An 18,304-nucleotide genomic window follows, 5' to 3' on the forward strand; every position below is an offset into this window, starting at 1 on the left:
ATCTCGATTTGCTAGTTGATAACAGGGGTGATTACAAAGAAAAGATTGCCACATTCGTAATCAGAAACTTTATGTCAGCACAACCCATCAACGAACTCACCCAGGTTAGTAAAACCCCTCACTCGCCAGAAACTCCCGATTTTGCCAAAGAACTACTCGAAGATAACGTTACTTCGACAGATGAAGACCTAGACCAAGAACCTCCCTTCTAGATCCACTTAACTGAATAATGCTAGTACATACAGGCTTACTTGTTGGTACTGGCATTATTTTTTTTACAGAAATCCGGAATAAAAATCCACTGTTTGGTAAGATAGCCGACACCAACTCATCTTATATAGTACATAAATACTATATGACTTGCACAAAAGCTAGATTTCAAACTTTTTTGACATAATTACCCCACGGGTTGGGAATTACTATTGCCAACTTCATCTGACGGTTACAATTCAAAATCAAGACTGAATGTTTCGCCATCAGGATCTTCTGGTTTTGGGTCTGGAGATGGCTGGAGATTCGGCTGAATAAGTTGGTTTGACTCAGTATTAATCGGCGTAAAAGCTACTTTTTGTGTAGCTAATCCAGCCTTTATGAAAACAAAATAGCAATCAATAATAAAGTAAAGCGTCTCCAGGTAACTTTTACCTAGTTGTTGGGACTCTGCAAATATACGTTCTCGGTAGTTATCTTTGAGCCGAATTTTTACCGGAGCTAAGTCTTGTTTATCTGTCATTGTTATAACTTTACTTCCCAGATGTGTTTGGTGAATTCTTGCTCGTAATGGTTTTTGCCATTTCTAGAAGCCCAAAAACATTAGCTTCTACCGGATTATCCAGAATTTTGAAACCGTTCTTCTCTAAGAGCTTCTTAAATCCTGGTAACAGACACCCTCCACCAATCGCCCAGATTTCATCCCCTTGGTGCTTGGCATCAAGTGTCAAATTCACCACTTTCTTCAAGTATTTTTCATACCAATCTTTCAAACAAGCACTGTATATATCTTTGATATCGATGTCACGGCTGTACTTGGTATGTCCCATTTCCAGACAAAATCGAATCTTGGATGCATCCCCGATTTTTCCCCCATTTAGATGTTTCATTTTTTGGGAGATATCATCGATGAGAACTTCTACACCGATGGGATAGGCAGTGTGAACTTCTCGTTTCCCCTGGTTGTAACGAGAATACAGAGTCGTACCATTACCAAAGTCTAAAATGGTTAATTTTTTCGGTAGTTGATGCCCAAATAATGCACCCATCCCCTCTAGCACAACTTTCAGCACTTCTACTTTCACCTCTGATTGTTTGCCAGCAAGTATCGGCTGATATTCTCCATTTAGTACTTTTTGCAATTCTTCAGCCAGACCAACATCATGTAAGCTGACGACTAATTTTAAGTGCCAAGCCTTACGGTGTGGCAGATGTGCCAATGCACCGAACAAAGTCAACAACGCATTATTGACTTTGTTTTCATTGTTATCCGTGTTCCGGTCAAAATGATAACCTGTACGGAAAGCTGATTCCCCGACAGTGTAAGCACTACCGTTAAAAACTACCCGTCCGGGTACATCTTCCATCTCGGCATTGGTTATATAGCTGGGAACACGAACAACTTCAAAGCCATCGACTAAAAGTTTTAGGCTTCCGTAACCGTTATCAAAGCCAGCAGGAAAAATTTTTTGCAAGGCGTGAATGTTTGACATAGGGATCAAGTCAATACGTTTTGATTTGTGAAAGTTATCTGTTCAGATTATCTAGGGGAGCAGGAAAGCAGGGGAGAGAAGAATAACTTGCTATGAGTCTTTCCCCAGAACTCTGCCCCTCCCCTCTCTAACCTCAAGAGCTTATCATACCCTTTGGGGGCTAAGTGGGGTACAAAATATCAAACACCTAAATGTACCCCATAAAGCCCCTATAAAGCCCCCATGTAGGTGTCAAATCCTCATTGAAGTCCTAATCTATTTTTGGGGTACACATAGCTCCCATACAGCCCCCATCAGAATTTTTGAAATCTTTTCTATGAACGCAGTAGAAATTAACTTACAAAAAAATAGAGAAGAAGGAATAAAAAACTTTAGTTGTGGATCTAAGCCCACTTAAAAAAATATTTATTCCGAGACGCATAGCGCGAAATACAAAGCGTCCTTGCTTCAATCCCGCGTTTCAAAACGTTGGTTCCCTACACCCTCTAAAATGGTTGACTGTTTGATTTATACTCTACTGTCAATGTTTTTGTTATTAAATTAGCTTCCCGCAAGATGTCTAGCCCTAGCTCTCATACAGCTATAATTTATCTACGAGAAATTGGTCGCTTTCCGAGGCTATTGCCAGAGTAAAAGATTATCTACACAAGACTTGTAAGGTCAATGCAAAACTTGATAAGCAAAACAATTCTCAAGTGCAACGACTAGAGCGGTCCCCAACTAGGGCTGAACTAGCTGCCGAGGTAAATAAAACAGAAGCACAGTTAACCCAAATTCAAAAGCTTGGTCAACTGGCTAAACAAAAAATGATTACCGCCAACCTCCGATTAGTGGTTGCGGTAGCTAAAAAATGTCGCTGGAGTAACCTGGAATTTCTGGATCTGATTGAAGAGGGAGCAATAGGTTTGGTTTTATAAAGAATCGCTGTTGTAGAAAACACTTCTTCCGCACTCACTCTAATAGCAGTTTGCTCAGAGTTGGGGCATTGAACTTTAACTTGGATGATTGAAGATCGTCCATTGTATATATTTTCCAACTACAGGCTCACCCGTAAACTCACAAAGTATCCCCTCTTGGCAATACCAGCACTCAAATAGAATTTGGCTCACTGCTTTGTTGCAGTCTAGAAATCTCACATGCTGAAGCCATTCGGCTGATAATTCTAGTTTTCCTCTGCGGGATTCAGGCGAAAGCCATTTGGGTAGTTTAGATAGGCACTCATAGATTACATTACATAGACATCTCCGGTTCAGTAAACTAAGTCGGACGAGATAGTGAGATAGTATTAGTCTAACTTTTTCCGAATCTCTTTTGCCTTAGCTTCTAATACAGCCAATAAATCTCTCAGTTGCTCTTGCTGGATATCTTCGACCTTAGTTGCTGAGACATCTCGAATTAGAGAACTGATTTGGTGACTTGGTTTAGGTTTTGTTTCAGGAGCATGTTCAGCAATAGTTTGGGCAACTATAAAACGAGTTTGAGCGACTGTTAGCCTTTCTTGCAAAACTTGTGATGTAGCATCTTGTCGGATTTTAAGAGCTTTAGTTTCTTCAACTTTTAAATTTTTAGAATTTAGTTTTTGGAGTGATCGGGCATGGTTTGCACCAAGTCCTGATTGTCTAATCGCAATTTTTAAGTCTTCTGAAAGCCGTAAACAAGGAAAGACATTTGCATCTACTGATGCTGGATTTTGTTGAAAACGTAGTAACAACAGAAGAATACTTTGTTCTATTTCGTCCAAATTAAATTCTTTAATGCCTTCTGACTGCTCTTTTCTAGTTAAAATAACCAATTCAGTTAATTGGGGCAACAGTTTTTTTGCGTTTAATCTAGCTATTGCTCTCCTAAGCGCTCTAACTACTTCTTCCTGTTCAAATTCCAAAGCTAACTTAGCCTGTTGAATTAAACCTTCGGCTAAATCTAGCTCATTCAAGCCTTCTCTGTGAAGACTAGTTAATAAAGTGCGTGTATGTAATTCCTCTTCAGAAAGTTCTTTTAGAAGCATCACTGCATCCAGTGTTTCAATTTCTGGCTGTAACTCTTCTGCAACGGATCTCCATCTCCGTTCTCCATCAAAAATGAGATTTCCCGGTAGTAAAATAATCGGCTGTTGTTGCCCTGACTCTCTAATTGAAACAGCCATACTCCGAATACTATCCGAAGTAAATGTTTGCCTTGCTTGTTTCGGATTGGGTCTTACTTCACTATAGTGAATTTTAAAAATTCCAGATGCTTTCAAATGTTCTCGTAAGTCTTCAATAGTTTGATTGAGGAGTGTACGTTCTTCTTCAGCAAGCTTTCCCTGTGCTTGTTCATCTTTTAATCTTGTAATCTCTGCCTGTAAATCTTCTACTCGTTCTTCAAGCTCAAATATCTGTTGTGAATCAGCAGCAGAAGCAAACATTCCAAGTACACTCGGTTTGTTTAATTTTGTCATCGATTAACCTCTTATTAGCTTAAGTTCTTGAACTAGTGCATCAACAATTGGCATAAAATCTCCTCTTGCCTCTTTACCCGGTCTGTAAATTCCCAGAGGTAGCCCTCTACCAGAAGCATTAAGAATATCAGCTGATTCTCGAATTGGGCTAAAATACTGAATTCCCAAATTCTTACAGACTAGGGGAAGTTCCTCAACAATACTTCTATGCGCTCCCCAATCACTTTTCCAACGAGTAGGAACTATACCTAATATTTTCGGAGTCGGTTTCAATCTCAACCGCTTGCAGTTGAAATAGTACCACTCAATCATCGCCGCAGCACTTTGAGAAGCCTTGTATTCAGGTTGAATGGGAATTAACACGTGGCTAGAAGCTGCAAGAGCAGTCAGTGGTAAAGGCTCCAATGTTGCAGGACAATCGATAATTACAAAATCGTGAGATAAGGGGTAATCACTCAACCGATCTGCAAGAGTATAAGCTCCACGCAGATCCTTTGAAACTTCCCGAATTGTTTCGTGTAATTCTTTTCCGCCTTTACAAACTTGAATTTTGTCAATCTTACCTTGCCAAGCTGTAACTAAAGGCCAGTTCCCATTGAAATCTGGATGGTAAACATTAGCCATTGTTCCCTGAGTTTTAAATTCTCCTAATCCGCAAAATAATGTCAATGATTCGTTAGGATCGATGTCTAATAGTGCCACTGAATAGCCACGAACACCCAATTCATACGCAAGATTGTATGAAATAGTACTTTTCGCCACTCCTCCAGCATTTGTCTCAATCGAAAGGGTCAAATTGGCAGGCATAATTTTTTCTCTTTTTTGATTACTATATTTCCGACTCCAGTCATGAGATAACGTTATATCAGTTTGGGCGAAGAATTTTGAGATAATGTTATATCATTTTTCTAACAAGGATTGCTATCAAAACAGATATTTATTGCAAGTAATCATCGACCTAGCTACACAAATTGCCTATTGTGGAATTTTACACAAAAAGAAATATACACCGTCAAAGAGATATTCACTTAGCACTTGCTAAATCAAACAGTTCCGTAGGAAAGCATTATTGCCTTTGTGCAAGTTGGTTATTGAGTATAAAAACCAACAGCATAATTTTAGTGTGATTTCAACCTTTAAAGCTGTGTCCATCAGCAGCTATTAATGCAACTTTTTTGAGATTCTTGAGAAGAAAAATCTTCTGTTGACACAATATGACCACTCTGCCATGAAGATTCTACGCTGAACAACAGTCTTTGTTCAAAGTGTACTCGATTGAAGCGGGATAACAATATTCTCGATCTACCTGATGTTATTAGAGAAAGGGGCGCTGCCAACAAGGAAGTATTTTCAATCCCCCTAAAACTAGCTATTCTCACCTAACCACGAGTAATCGGCTCATTCTTGCAGTGGTTATTGAGAAATTACGTAAAAAGCATTCCAGAAGTGTAGTTACAAGGACTGCAACTACACTACTTTTTCTGAGCTAATCAAACATTCTCGTTCACGGCAATAAAGGTACTAGGTCGCTCACAAGGCGTAAAATTATACTTAGGTTTAATTTCTTCATCTGTACTACCTTCAGCGGATTTAGTTAGCAGTACAACCTCAGAGCGGGTATAACCAGTCAACTCATCAAACTGAATAATCATATACTGGTAGAGTGCCCAGACATCCGCCATACGATTGCCAATACCGGAAGATATCTCATCAGGTATAAAAATATTACCGTGCCAAAATACCTTAATTCCTTCTTTCTGGAAGTAAGCATCTATTTCTGGACGAATGTAATCCGCAGTCCCTCCGCAAAACACCAGTTCTTCAATATCCTCATCCATCTTCGAGCGTAACCACCTGACGATCGCACGCCAATATTCATCTCTAGCAAGCAATAAAGCCTTGGACATCGACTCGCCATCAAGTTGAATTTCATCACTTTTGCGCTTGCGTGAGAGTTTCTGCATCACCTGGGAGTCACAATTAACTCCAGCTTCTACCAACACCTCGATAATATTGGGATTATCAGGGCTTAATCCCGATGTCTTGGAAGTAAAATTATTCACCAGCCAAGACATACCAAAATTGCTGGTTATTCCCGCACCAATTGAACCACTGCGAAAGGTGAAAATACTTGCGTTGCGATAACCAAGCATCACATACATAGAAGCAGGCATATTATTGCCAAGCGTTCGCCTACGGTGAAAAAATATCCCACTACCCTCAGAAGCTGCATCATAACGAAGCATTTTTACCCGCATCTTACCTGCTGGTGTATCAAATCCTCGAAACGCATCCTTCAACCGAACTTGTAACTGTTCTTTGTCTTGCACTTCACCGGGCGGTAGCAGAATGCTCAAGTAAGCTGCAACATCATTACCCAAGTTCAACTTCTCCTTAGCCAGCCAAAATGCACCACAAATTTTAGGGACTGCTAGTTCGTACTTTAGCTCCTTCAGCTGCGATATACCCCCAAACCGACGACGGGCAAGCTCTCCCAAGGCGCAGTACTCATCACCTATTCCTACCCAAGTACGAGATTCAGGATTACCTTCTTGTTGAATGCTCTCAATCGAAGCTTTAGCAATGTCCGCTACTTCTGAGTCGAAAAGTAAAACAACAGGCTTTCCCTCTGGATACTCCTGAACGATCGCCTTGGTTTTACTTGCACCCATGTCAATCGTAATTACTACCTTTTTTACGTCTGTTTTCTCCTTAGTTTTGGGCATATCTTTATCTTTTATTACCTTTTACTATCGTTCCCAATTTAACCGAAATGGGAAAAATACTGTGGTGTAAAACACTTTCTTTACAGGGTTTAACAGCTTTTTTACATACAAAGTGCGTAGAGAAAAACTATTACGGCGATGTTCTTCGATGGCGCTACAGCATTCATACCAACTCCATTGAGTAGAGAGTCCACTGCAAACTGCCACGGGGCTAATTGAAGTAACTCCATAGCACTAATACCAAATCCAAACCGTAGATTCTAAGTACACTAATGTACTAAAAACTGCTTTAATATCCACTGTCAAATCACCTCCTAAATCATGACTAAATTACCCCAATCACACCCAAATTCTGTATCAACTAAAAGTTGAATTATTAAACGAAATTAGCTTTTTGCCTGTAATTCAAACAATGCGATTGTCATCATCACACCCCGTATTACCTCAACCATCCCCGCAATTACCCCAGTAAAAAGTATTGTTATTGTGCAGTCTTGTACGATAACAAGGTATGTCAGATCGGGTCAATTACATATTTGCTTTGCTGTCAAATTTTTGATCGCAGCTTTTACAGATGAGATATATGAAGTGATTATTCTAGGCGATCGCACCTCTAAAACTAGAATGCGATCGCCTTTCCAGTTCGGTCAAATACTGTTGATGCCCTCGACCAAAGGCTTTGACCAAATGTATGGCTGAAATGGTTTATCAAGGGGCGTTCTAGCAATGTGATTTGTGTAGTTGTGCATCACTTTAATTGCTATGCCCAGAATGACTTCTAGGACTTGCTGTTTACCATAACCAGCTGCTAAAAATTCCTCAATTTCACTATCTTCAACCCAACCCCGTGCTTGAATCATTCGTTGTGTAAAATGACGTAGTGCTTGTAATTTTGGATCTTGGAGTGGGATGCCATCACGTAACGCTTGAATATCTTCACTCTTCATACCCATCATCTTTGCCAAGCCGGAATGGGCTGCCATGCAGTAGTGACACTCATGTTCATAATTCACTGTTAAATAAATGATTTGCTGTTCAATTGGGCTGAAACTTGTCGTAGCAAACAAATCCCATAGTGCCATCGAACCTTTAAGTAATGCAGGTGCTTGGGCGAAAACTCCCTCTAAATTTGGAATAAACCCAAACGTTTGTTGTGCGTGAACTAATGCCGCTTTAGAGTCTTGAGGTGCGGTATCAATCGTATGAATAGTAAATTCCATCGGTTGTTGCCTTAAATATGCGCTTAAGTAGACAAGCTTGTCTACTTAAAGTTGGTGCTATTGTATTTCAAAGGAGACAATATTGTCTACTCATCCAACTATGACTGCCCAATCAAGCCACGCTCGACAAAAAATCCTAGAAACGGCTTCTGAACTCTTTTATCAGAAGGGAATTCAGCATGTCGGCATTAATGAAGTCATTGCAGTATCAGGTGTTGCTAAACGCACACTTTACCGTTGGTTTCCGTCTAAAGACCTGTTAATCGAGGAAGTGATGAAATATCGCGCTGTTCAGTGGTTACGCTGGTTTGAAGATGCGGTGTCAGAGCGAGGCATTACACCCAAAGAACGCTTACTAGCAACGTTTGATGTGTTGCGTGAGTGGTACTCAAGTCCTAATTTTCGCGGTTGTCCATTCATCAATGCTGTTTTAGAAATTGCCGATGCTTCTCATAAAGCACATCAAGTTTCAGTAGACTTACGAGAGTCGATTCGACAAATTATTGTGCGCTTGGCAGCTGAGGCTGGTGTCAAAAATCCAGAATTCTTTTCACAACAGTACCTTCTGCTGATTGGAGGAGCCAGCTTAATGGCAACAATCGAACAGTCAGCCAACGGAGCAACGTTTGCTCAAAGTGCGCTCTCAGTTTTGATTGATGCGAATATAGAAAATTGACATCGGCACTTACATGAAAGAAATTATGTAGGCTAAAAACCTTTGCCTGACTCGTGCGCGAATCTTGGGTTCGATGCTTTATTCCAACAAGTCCCTTGTACCATAACTTATACTCCCTCAACAGCACCCGCGATAGCGTTCGCGGAGCGTCTGCTCCAGAAGCGCCGACCTGTCGGTTCGCACGCTGGCGACATAGCCATATAATCCCTACATCCCAGCAATTGCAGAATTAACAATAAGGTTTAGGGCTTCAGTGTCAGTTACAAGATGAAGCACAAGATATTAACCTCATGGTATTTATATCACAATAGTTACAGTACTTTCACTGTCGGCATCTAAATGCAGTATAGTTTATACCAAAAATAGCAGCGATATTGTCCGCAATTAAAACCACACACTGTTGTCAGATTTCCGGTTATCCCCAAGTCCCTCAGTGCAGTCTCTAACTATGCCACTCAGTCCCGCAGAAGGTATGGTAAGTAACCCCATAAAGCGAACCAAATCTATCAAGGTATACCTCTTTGAGCAAGAGAAAACTACCATTGAGGAAAAAGCGATCGCCACAGGGGTAACTGCATCTGAATATTTACGTTCCTGTGGGTTAAGGCGGGTACTAATGGCAAAACCATCTGCCGACTTGATAACTATCCGCGCTACTGCTGGAAACCTCAAAAGCGAACTGATGATGTTATCTCACTTAGCAAAGGAAACAAACAACCAGCAAATTTTGGATACTGTCAATAATGCGATCGCACTCGTAGATCAGACTATCGCAGCTGCATTTAACCTAGACGTTCTAGATAAATCACCCTCAAGCCAAGATAAATAAGGCATTACAGGTTCTATATCCCCCACTTTCAACTCCTTCAATTTGATTCCCGTCATCTATAAAAAACCCAATTTTCTCGACACGCTCAAGTATGTCTTGGGGAAAGATGATGCTGGGATTGTCGATACTAAGAAGATAAATCCACGTCGGAAGCAAATAAGGTTAAGAAAAAAGTACAGCCGCATCTGAAGGAACAGCACCCACAACAGGATATTTCAGAAGAAAACCGTCTATCCACTGCTCAACAAATCCTGCAAGAGCAATCTTCCCCTACTCCCCCTTTTCCTAACCTTCTCCCTTCTAACCTCCAACATCTGCCTTCTACAATCACTGACTATATGCTTGTTACCAATAATATCCGTATCAAAGGACGGGAATTGAGTGCGAGTTTAGATACCAATATTCTGATTGTTTACCGTCATGGGGATAATACTCCTGTGATGCAAACCTGCTATAGTCAGGGAAACTGGTACGAAGAGATACCAACTCGATTAACAAGAAACGAAATTGAGCAGATTGACAGTCCTGACTTTTCACGGCATGTGGAAAAGGCCATTTTGAGGGTTTTCCAAACCCTGATTTTTCCGTTAGCTATTTTCATTAACTTAAAGCTATTGACAATTAGGCTGTAGAAAAAGTCACGTTTTTTCGAGGCTTGAAGACTTCCCGTGAAAAGTCAGATTGACAGTCTGCGTTTCTTTACGCAACAAGTATTAATGAATAAATCGCGATCGCAAAACACCATATCAGCTTCCACCCATCTTGGTTAATTGATTCAGTTTCTAAAATAATACCGATTCCATTATGGATGCGTTGCGATATAACTTTTACATCTTTGTAAATCCAAAATCTCTGTGAGAATTTTTATTGCTCTTTTCTTCACCATGACTGTAAATGTATAAAAATAATTCTTGTTCTCTCTACAGAGAACAAGAAATATTCTTTCTATGTCAAGTACAGCAAGGGTTACAACAACATTTTGATACAGTTAATTACATATTTTTATCTTTAAATTTAATTGTTTAGCATAACAGGTACTGAAGAGCCAAAATTTTTCCCACATTATGATTTAAAGGACAGCACAGTCCTGCCTATAGCGATATAGTCCTGCTACCCGACCACGATGACCCCGATTTGTGTTTAGTCCATCAGGATTATTTAGTCAATGAGATTTTTTGCACTGTTGAATCCCAACTGTATCCATAGATTAAGGCAGTCGCCCAATGCTTAATTCCTGCCTGTCCACCTTGTCCAGATCTGTAGAGCGCTAGGATTAGCAAACCTAAAACCATACTGCCTAACATTGCTCGGAAGTAAGGTTTTGCGAAATGCCAGACCTTTGCAAGCTGGTCGCCAAATCCGTGACTTGTAGTATCTGACACTTCCTTAATCCACTTTACAGCAACAGGAACTAGTGTACTGAGCAGAATACCAGCAACAAACCAGACATAAAGTTCTATATCTGTCATTAGTGAAACCTCAAATTAGCCAATTTATCAATCAGGTTGGAAAATGGATACAGTGGGATCGCCATAAAGCACTAGTGATGCCCAAGTAACTGATCCTAGTGTAACTTGTGCCTGTTTTGCTAATCGAAGAGATTCTCCAACTGAATGATGGCCACTCAGTAAAGCTTGGTAAAATTCTGCTGCAAGATCTGATGCATCCAAATCGTCTACACTCCAAAGAGCACTGATATAGCAAGATGCTCCTGCACGAATAAATGCTGAGGCTAGTCCCATAAAGCGAGATGATACACTTTTAATCCGTCCAGCTGAGCAAGCATTAGTGTAAATTATCGGATTGCTGTTGAGATCTAGGATAAAACGTATATCTGCAGCCGTTAAAATACTTCCCTCGCTTAGGATTAACCCACTCCGCCCTGGCAGAACGTTGTCAAAAAAAGCGTGCCCACTGTAATGAACAATATCGAATCCTTTGCGTAATTCCGACACAAAATTTTCTCGGGTCGGCAAATCAGATGCATGGACTGCGTAGCGTAAATGCCGAATACTTGGATGTTCGGATTGTTTGTCCGTCAAGCCATTTAATTGGATGGACTGAGCCTCACCAATTTTAGTTACCTGAGTTTTTAGAAGGTACTCAATTTTCTGTGCCTCTTGGCTACTAAAGTAAAGGTCACGAGTTGGATTAGAGCAAAGCAGTACCTGCACTGAGTCTCTAATTCTTTTCCGAGGTGTAAAGAAAGAAATATTGTTGATCAAATTTGTTTCATACGGGTTGACACTAGAGATATGCCCAATCGCATATTTCAAACTCCAAAAGCCATTTGCGGAATTCTGTAAAGAACTATCAGGTTCACGAATAAGCTCAATTGGCAAACTAGGGTCTTGAATGAATGCAGCCAAGAATGTTGGACAGAGTTGACTTAGCACTTTACGTACGGCTAACGGAACCAAGCTTTCATACAGAACTTCTCCTGTTTTATAAAGATTGTTTTGCAAAGTTTCACGCAGAGCTTTTTCCTGAGCAATCAAATGCTCTATCGATGTCTCTAAAGTCCGCCATTTCTTCTCAATGTCCTTTATTTCAAGTTCAACCAATTGCGTTCCCTGTCCATTTTCAGTTTGAAGTAAACTATTACTTTCTATAGGTGCTAGCTTGTACCGCAAATCATCCCGTTCTTTGGCTAGGCTATTGTGCTTAACTTGCAGATCTGTTATGTTAACCAACTGCTCATCAATTTTGTCAATTAAGGAACTGACATAGTAGTTAGTTTCTGCAGGAAGGGATTGCAGTAACAGCAGAGGAACCGACCTTCGAGCAGCATATGCAGCAGCATCTAGCACATGATAAGGTACAGGTTCCTCAGGAATATAGTCTGCTATTACGGCTAAGCTGTTAGAAACAATCGGTAAGTTTGAATATGTATCTTGAAAACACTTAATAAATTGCCGACGCTCTTCAACAGAGAGAGACCAGTATAGATGATGTACATCTTTAAGGGCATCGAAATTTTCATACTGTAATTGATCTGCTAAATCCAACACTCGATTACAGTAACAATGCAGGTTATGCATTGAAGTAGAAGCCAAAAACTCAAAGAAGAATTCGCGTTTTTTATCGTGTTTAAGTGTTTGCAGCAAGATCCAGTCAAAATAGCGATAAGTAAGCAGCAAAATTGCTGATTGCTCAGATACTGTAAAATGATCAGTGCCGCCAATTGATCTAACTGTAATTATCCGAACAAATCGCTGTCGTTTGATGATTTCCTGTTGAATTTTATTTTCTAATTCATCTTTAACTTGAGTTGCATTGCCAACCAACCAAATTTCATCTAAAGTATCTTGTTCAAGGACAACATTAACCAGCTCTGTAAGAAATTGCTCGCGATTTGCACGTTGCGGATTAAAATATAGGAGCGTAGCTTGTACATAAGCAGCAAGGGGGGCAACTGTACAGGCGAGATAGGGTGTAGAAGATACAAGAATTAAAATTTTTGGCAGAGGCAAGGATAATTGCTTATCATGCACTGACTTTTTGTCTAGTCTATGGTGCAGATCCAGGCAAAAGTCTATCTGCTCATAGTATTCTTTTGAGAAATAAGTTGGGACAGAGTTTTCGAGTAGTTGAAAAAACACAGTTTCGGGCAACATTGAACTAGATTTCTCACATTTATCCTGTTTCCCTAAAAAACTGGGTACTTGTTGCGATTCCCATCTTTCATCAAGTAGAGCCTGTATATTTCTCCGATCAAGTTTTGGGAAACCGCTACCTTCTTCTTCGCACAATAGGATAACACGCCCTAGTTCAGGCAACCGATGAAGAAAATCATAGATCTCATCTCCAAGTGCTCCTTGAGGCGTGTACCAAAGGATAGGCGAATGATTGCGGACATTATAAAATTGAGTAAAAGTTGCTAAATCAAGTCTTTCGGGATTTTCAACTGCAACAAGACGAGTACTTCGTATGATTGCCCAAATCGCTAACTGCCAACTCGTTGTAGGAACAAAATAAACCTGTCCATTGTAACGATCCTTACCATACCAAGTGCTACTGTCCACGTTTGAGTACTGCATAGGATAGTACTGATTTCTACTTTAGGGTTGTTTTCAGTTGTAACAATCGCTCAACCGTTTCAGGATGGTTTTTTATAAGTTTACTTAGTGGATAAATTCTTAGAGTTGGATCTCCCCAGACAACGTAACACAGTACTCGATAGTCTATTCGTCGCTTTCCTTTCTCTCTGGTTGAATCAGATAAAAAGTCCATCTTGGCTAGCAATGCGGATTCGCCTATAGAACACCCTTGTTGTAAGTACCCATACCAACGTTGAGCATACTCGATGGCTACATCATCCCATATTTCCCATAAAGGTGCCATCACAGCCGATGCTCCTCTATGCATGAATGATGATGCAACTCCCATAATCTGTTCGCTAGATTTAGAAGTTTGACTTAGTTGGTTACTCCCTAATGACAAATCTGCTTCTTCCCTAAGTTCAGAAGCTTGCGGAGAATCTTCTGGAATACGGTTGTTACTTGAGCCAAAGCAGGTATTCAAAAATACAAATGGATGAGCACCCAGTTTTATGTGGTATTTAATTTCAAGTGCTGTTAAAGGGTCAAATTGTCGCGATTTAGGTTGAGAAGGATAAAGTACAAAGGCACTACGCTGAGGTTGTTCTTGATTTGCTGTCCCATGCCCAGCATAGTGAAAAATATGAACTTCCTTCGCCAACTCTTTTATAAGAGTTGGTTTCAATGCCTGCTCATCAAACAAAGAATCAATGTCAAATTTAGATTCGTCTAAAATCTTTTTAACGGTTTTATATTCTTCTTCCAACTTTAGTTTTCCCAAACCTGGAATGTTTACCATGCAAAAAAGTGTCTTAAGGAATTTCTGGCGCTGCAGTTCGTGGATATAAAGTATACTTGAGGCAGTAATTAGCGCTGTTTCATATGGATCAGTACCAGTAAGATGTCCAACTGCGTGATTAAGGAAAATTGGACGGTTGCCATCAGCAATTACTTCGTAAGGGACTCTAACGTCCGTACTATAGAGAGCAACTGTCAGCGGCTTAAGAACTTCCAAGGCAGCCAGTACATCGAATGGAAATACTAAACGGGCTATGTTTTCTTTATGCTTAATGTTTTCCTCGTAGACTAATGCTACCTGTAATTTACGGGTTGATTCCGCAGCAAACTGATTCTCCAAACGTCTGACTGCCTTATCCAAAAAATCTTCCTTCTCTTTTGAAATAGCTGGAAAGAGCAGGAGAGAGGCTTTATGAAATGCTGCAAAGCAAGCAGCTGGGAAAAGGTTGAGATTTTCATTGCTAACAGGGTCAAAATCACACAGTACAACCATATCGTTCCAAATAGGTGACAGAGACTCTAGGAGCGAAGTATTTGTGGCTGCGACCTCTGCAAAGTGTTGCCTTGACAACCTAACAAATTCTGTTCTTCCAATGAAGATATCTTGATAAGCAGAAAGGAGCTTTTCGCTCTCTACTATTTCACCATTAAGAAGAGAATTCAATACTTGTACCAGACGTACTGCCCATGGCCGTTGTTCAATTTTGGCTATGTAATCATGTGTGAATTTCTTTACTAATGAAGGGGCTTCTCCATCAAGAAAAGTTTTTTCTTGCGTAAGTTCTTGTATTAGCCAATCTAAGAAACGCTGAGCTTTAAATAGATGGGCAATAACAGCAGATGCACTTATGGCATCATGATAAGGAATTCTAATTAACTTAACTGGCTGGGTAGAGGATACTGTATTTTTTTGAGATGATAAAAGATTTAATTCTTTCTCCAACCTAAGTCGCAGTAAATCCTCATCTGTTTCACTAAATTTACCCACTAGAAAAATCTGCTTAATTTTCTTCCTCTCTAAATGAGTTAATATTTCATTTTCTGTTGAGCGGCTCCACAGGAGCACAGAAGCACCCAAATATCTTGCCATTGGAATACAAACAGCCCCTAAACTAGGCGACTCACAGACATCAGCAGAGATTATAAAGGCACTCTGTTCGCAAACTGGTCTGGTGAAAAAATCCTCGGAGGTGATCTCTTCAATGAATTGTCTAACTTTCAAAGGCAGAAGATTAGGATTTGGAACTACTGAAACAGCTACAATTGCCTCAATCTGATGAATGCGTTCCGGTACTTCATCCGCCATTATCATGCGAGCTTGAATATTACCACGCAAGACATTTACCAAGTCGCGATAATACTCATCGTCAGTAAAAATTTGTAATCGAAGTGCAGCATCTACTCCTTTATCAAGTAAAGCAGTTAATAGATTCTCTAAATCGTGGTATGGTAGCTTACCAATTACAACAATCCGCTGTAGGTTTGGTGTGTTATGTAGGAATCGAAAAACCTGATCTGGCAGAGGCTTTTCATTGTCAAACCAGAGAAATGGTGCAAAGCGATGAAATTTGGAACCAATTGGCAATTTGCTGTGGCAAGTTTCCACTCTATCAACCCAAGATGCTGCTGCGGCAACAGCTCCCTGCCAAGGGACATTTGGTCTGTCATGGCTAGCAACTAAAAAAATTGTGTTACTTATCTGGCGCTGTAACAAAATACGGTAGTCCAATTCAATCGTTATTTTTTGGTGCGCACCTGCATCTAACTCAATACCAAACGAAGCAGTAATTTGATTTTCACTAGGCTGATCTGCTAGATGAATTTTGTACGGTGTAGCTCCACGAAAACGTAGAACGAGTAAACGATTATTTGGCTCATATAGAGATTGAGAGTCAAATGAGAACACGAAGTATGGATACCTTCAAAAATCGCGTGACAAATCACCTGAAGCACAGGGTTCTGCTTGACTATGCTTGGGGTTGTAAGCAAATAGAATACTGGGTGAAACACCAAGTTGCCACTCAAACTGAAACTGGCACTTTTCTTTACCCTTGTTTTCAATTAAAAATTTAGATGCAACAGATACTTGATCTAAATTTGAATCAGTTGTAACAAATGTGCGACTTACGGATATATCATTAACTGATGCCCAAGTCATAGCCTCCGACTCAGCGATCACTCGCCCTTTCCTAACGCGACTATGTGTAGATGCTTTCTTACTTTCTACAGATTTTAAGACGTGCCGTTTTCCGTACAGGTGGAGGGCAATATTCTCACCGAGAAAATCTAATCTGGCTACTGCCTCGTATTCAATTGGTAATTTTTGATTACAAATGCTCTTTAAACTGTTGTTGAGATAGTGAACAGTTCCTTCCTGCGAACTGCCCGAATCAGAAGCATTTGCTTGAGTGGTATTACTTGGCTTACTTACTTTCGATGATGGCTTGCGTATTTCCTTCTTCATCTGTTAGCACAACGATTGTTCGATCAAAAGGACATTCTTCATTTTCTTCAATCTGCCAAATGAACCGATGTTCTAAGGGAATCTCATTTTGATGAACATCTGAACGCTGACGTCTAAATGCTCGTAGCTGGCTTTGTGAAAGATCACTTTCAATTTTGGGTTCTATGTTAGCTAGCTCTGGGAACTGCTGACCGATTATGGCTTTGACTTTATCTTTGATTTCATTTACTTCCATTGGATTACCTTTCAGTTTCCAAGACCTTGAAATTTCAAGAGTGGATCACCTAGTAGAGTCAAGCTTAAGATATTTTTGTCATCAAAGGGATTCTGGGAAAGTTGAAAACGCTTGGTTTCGCGTAATGCCTCGCCAAAACGATAACGATTGGCTAGTATGTTATAGATTAAGCGATCAAAGAGTGCATCAATTCCGGTTGTACCAGAAGGCGCTCCTTCAGGCACAGTATATGAATAACTTTTAGCTGTACATCCAAAGAAAGCTAGCGTACCTCGCTCCAGTGCGCAAAGTGCTAGACTATTATTTAATGTGGCTTGATGATGAATCGCTGCACCATGACAGGCTTCGCACAAAATTACACAAGCAGTTAGGTCAAGTTTTTGCATGAGTTTATGATCTATCACTTCAGGGTAGCGCGAGAGCCCAGCAATCTGATGTTGCCCCCACCAACTTGGTTTATTTCGATGACCATGTAAGTTAATGTAGATGAGTGCCTGTTGTGGAAAGTTGGTGGCTTCGATCACTTTCATACCTGGTATTGCACTGATTTTAAGGGTTAATGGAGGAGAAAACGATAGGGTTTGAACTGTTTTATCAAGCCGAGCATAAACACGTTTTGAGGCAGGTCGCCACGTTTCTGTTGAAAAACCAGCGCATTTTGGGGTAAACGGAATCCCACCCTTGCGATGCATTTCTGCAGCTTGATGAAGTTGTTTTATTAGAAATTGTCCTCCATCTGTGTCAGCGTCTGGGAAGCGTCCAACAGCTATTTCAGGCCAATGCTCAATCTCGTTTTCCTTAAAGTCAACATAATAACTATCCGACAAGATGTCACCATCAAGCACTTTATCGGGCGTTGAATCGGGTAAGCGGTAGAATGGAATGATATCGTCTCCACCTATGAATACGATATATTTTGATAAATGTTCAGAGCAAAGCCTTTTAAAGATTTGCTTTAAAACATTTGGATTTTCATGCTCAGGGGTTATTTGATCCAATAAAAAAATATCCGCATCAATTGCTACAAAATTCAGCACATCTAAATAAGTATCGATGGCAGCTTGAATAGATTGCCATGCCTGTTGCCCATGCTTCTGGATAAGCTTAAAGCGATTTGTAAATACTAGCTCCAACTTATGTTCCTCCGAACTCGCATAATTACTTTGCTACTTCAAA

General features: G+C 40.2%; 17 protein-coding genes and 1 pseudogene. 5 read left to right on the forward strand and 13 right to left on the reverse strand.

The window, feature by feature from the left end:
* Positions 1 to 212: pseudogene (locus tag LC586_RS15595) on the forward strand (hypothetical protein); the annotation flags it as partial.
* Positions 213 to 442: 230 nt separating this feature from the next.
* On the opposite strand, the gene LC586_RS15600 reads toward LC586_RS15595, so the two are convergent.
* Entirely contained in the window at positions 443 to 733 is a 291-nt protein-coding gene (locus tag LC586_RS15600) for a hypothetical protein (protein WP_229485689.1), read from the reverse strand.
* A gap of 10 nt (positions 734 to 743) precedes the next feature.
* Complete coding sequence (locus LC586_RS15605; RefSeq protein ID WP_229485690.1) at positions 744 to 1,703, reverse strand: ParM/StbA family protein; 960 nt, start codon at positions 1,701 to 1,703, stop codon at positions 744 to 746.
* 695 nt (positions 1,704 to 2,398) lie between these two features.
* Here LC586_RS15605 and LC586_RS15610 point away from each other — a divergent pair.
* The gene (locus tag LC586_RS15610; RefSeq protein WP_229485691.1) at positions 2,399 to 2,620 is read left to right on the forward strand and encodes a hypothetical protein; all 222 of its coding nucleotides are present in this window, start codon (positions 2,399 to 2,401) and stop codon (positions 2,618 to 2,620) included.
* Positions 2,621 to 2,988: 368 nt separating this feature from the next.
* Here the strand turns inward: LC586_RS15610 and LC586_RS15615 are convergent, their stop codons facing one another.
* The 5 genes from LC586_RS15615 to LC586_RS15630 all read right to left on the reverse strand — a co-directional run bounded on the left by LC586_RS15615 (position 2,989) and on the right by LC586_RS15630 (position 8,086).
* Complete coding sequence (locus tag LC586_RS15615) at positions 2,989 to 4,140, reverse strand: ParB/RepB/Spo0J family partition protein (protein ID WP_229485692.1); 1,152 nt, start codon at positions 4,138 to 4,140, stop codon at positions 2,989 to 2,991.
* A 3-nt stretch (positions 4,141 to 4,143) separates the two neighbouring features.
* Positions 4,144 to 4,947 carry a ParA family protein gene (locus LC586_RS15620; RefSeq protein ID WP_073642451.1) on the reverse strand — a complete coding sequence of 268 codons (804 nt, stop codon included), beginning with the start codon at positions 4,945 to 4,947 and terminating at the stop codon, positions 4,144 to 4,146.
* Positions 4,948 to 5,630: 683 nt separating this feature from the next.
* Positions 5,631 to 6,866 (reverse strand): ParM/StbA family protein, encoded by a 1,236-nt coding sequence (locus LC586_RS15625; RefSeq protein WP_229485693.1) that lies wholly within the window; start codon positions 6,864 to 6,866, stop codon positions 5,631 to 5,633.
* Between the two features lie 101 nt (positions 6,867 to 6,967).
* Positions 6,968 to 7,096 (reverse strand): hypothetical protein, encoded by a 129-nt coding sequence (locus tag LC586_RS40655; RefSeq protein WP_267921681.1) that lies wholly within the window; start codon positions 7,094 to 7,096, stop codon positions 6,968 to 6,970.
* Positions 7,097 to 7,513: 417 nt separating this feature from the next.
* Positions 7,514 to 8,086, reverse strand: coding sequence for a carboxymuconolactone decarboxylase family protein (locus tag LC586_RS15630; protein ID WP_229485694.1), 573 nt, complete (start codon positions 8,084 to 8,086; stop codon positions 7,514 to 7,516).
* 100 nt (positions 8,087 to 8,186) lie between these two features.
* Here LC586_RS15630 and LC586_RS15635 point away from each other — a divergent pair, with 100 nt between their 5' ends.
* The 3 genes from LC586_RS15635 to LC586_RS15645 all read left to right on the forward strand — a co-directional run bounded on the left by LC586_RS15635 (position 8,187) and on the right by LC586_RS15645 (position 10,223).
* Positions 8,187 to 8,762, forward strand: coding sequence for a TetR/AcrR family transcriptional regulator (locus LC586_RS15635; RefSeq protein ID WP_229485695.1), 576 nt, complete (start codon positions 8,187 to 8,189; stop codon positions 8,760 to 8,762).
* 448 nt (positions 8,763 to 9,210) lie between these two features.
* Complete coding sequence (locus tag LC586_RS15640) at positions 9,211 to 9,591, forward strand: plasmid mobilization protein (RefSeq protein WP_229485696.1); 381 nt, start codon at positions 9,211 to 9,213, stop codon at positions 9,589 to 9,591.
* Between the two features lie 338 nt (positions 9,592 to 9,929).
* A complete protein-coding gene (locus LC586_RS15645; RefSeq protein ID WP_229485697.1) occupies positions 9,930 to 10,223 on the forward strand; it encodes a hypothetical protein in 294 nt (97 codons plus the stop codon).
* A 522-nt stretch (positions 10,224 to 10,745) separates the two neighbouring features.
* Here LC586_RS15645 and LC586_RS15650 read toward each other — a convergent pair.
* Genes LC586_RS15650 through LC586_RS15675 form a run of 6 tightly spaced genes read right to left on the reverse strand, consistent with a single transcriptional unit; the run spans position 10,746 to position 18,261 of the window.
* Complete coding sequence (locus LC586_RS15650; protein WP_229485698.1) at positions 10,746 to 11,060, reverse strand: hypothetical protein; 315 nt, start codon at positions 11,058 to 11,060, stop codon at positions 10,746 to 10,748.
* Positions 11,061 to 11,087: 27 nt separating this feature from the next.
* Positions 11,088 to 13,631 carry a CHAT domain-containing protein gene (locus LC586_RS15655; protein ID WP_229485699.1) on the reverse strand — a complete coding sequence of 848 codons (2,544 nt, stop codon included), beginning with the start codon at positions 13,629 to 13,631 and terminating at the stop codon, positions 11,088 to 11,090.
* A gap of 16 nt (positions 13,632 to 13,647) precedes the next feature.
* Positions 13,648 to 16,335, reverse strand: a complete 2,688-nt coding sequence (locus LC586_RS41115; protein ID WP_229485700.1) for a CHAT domain-containing protein — start codon at positions 16,333 to 16,335, stop codon at positions 13,648 to 13,650.
* 15 nt (positions 16,336 to 16,350) lie between these two features.
* Positions 16,351 to 16,893, reverse strand: a complete 543-nt coding sequence (locus tag LC586_RS15665; RefSeq protein WP_229485701.1) for a hypothetical protein — start codon at positions 16,891 to 16,893, stop codon at positions 16,351 to 16,353.
* Positions 16,853 to 17,128, reverse strand: coding sequence for a hypothetical protein (locus LC586_RS15670; RefSeq protein WP_229485702.1), 276 nt, complete (start codon positions 17,126 to 17,128; stop codon positions 16,853 to 16,855). The genes LC586_RS15665 and LC586_RS15670 overlap by 41 nt, the downstream gene beginning before the upstream one ends.
* A gap of 11 nt (positions 17,129 to 17,139) precedes the next feature.
* Positions 17,140 to 18,261, reverse strand: coding sequence for a C25 family cysteine peptidase (locus tag LC586_RS15675; protein ID WP_229485703.1), 1,122 nt, complete (start codon positions 18,259 to 18,261; stop codon positions 17,140 to 17,142).
* Positions 18,262 to 18,304: the final 43 nt, after the last annotated feature.

Source organism: Nostoc favosum CHAB5714, from assembly GCF_020829495.1.
In the GTDB taxonomy this organism is placed as follows: domain Bacteria; phylum Cyanobacteriota; class Cyanobacteriia; order Cyanobacteriales; family Nostocaceae; genus Nostoc; species Nostoc favosum.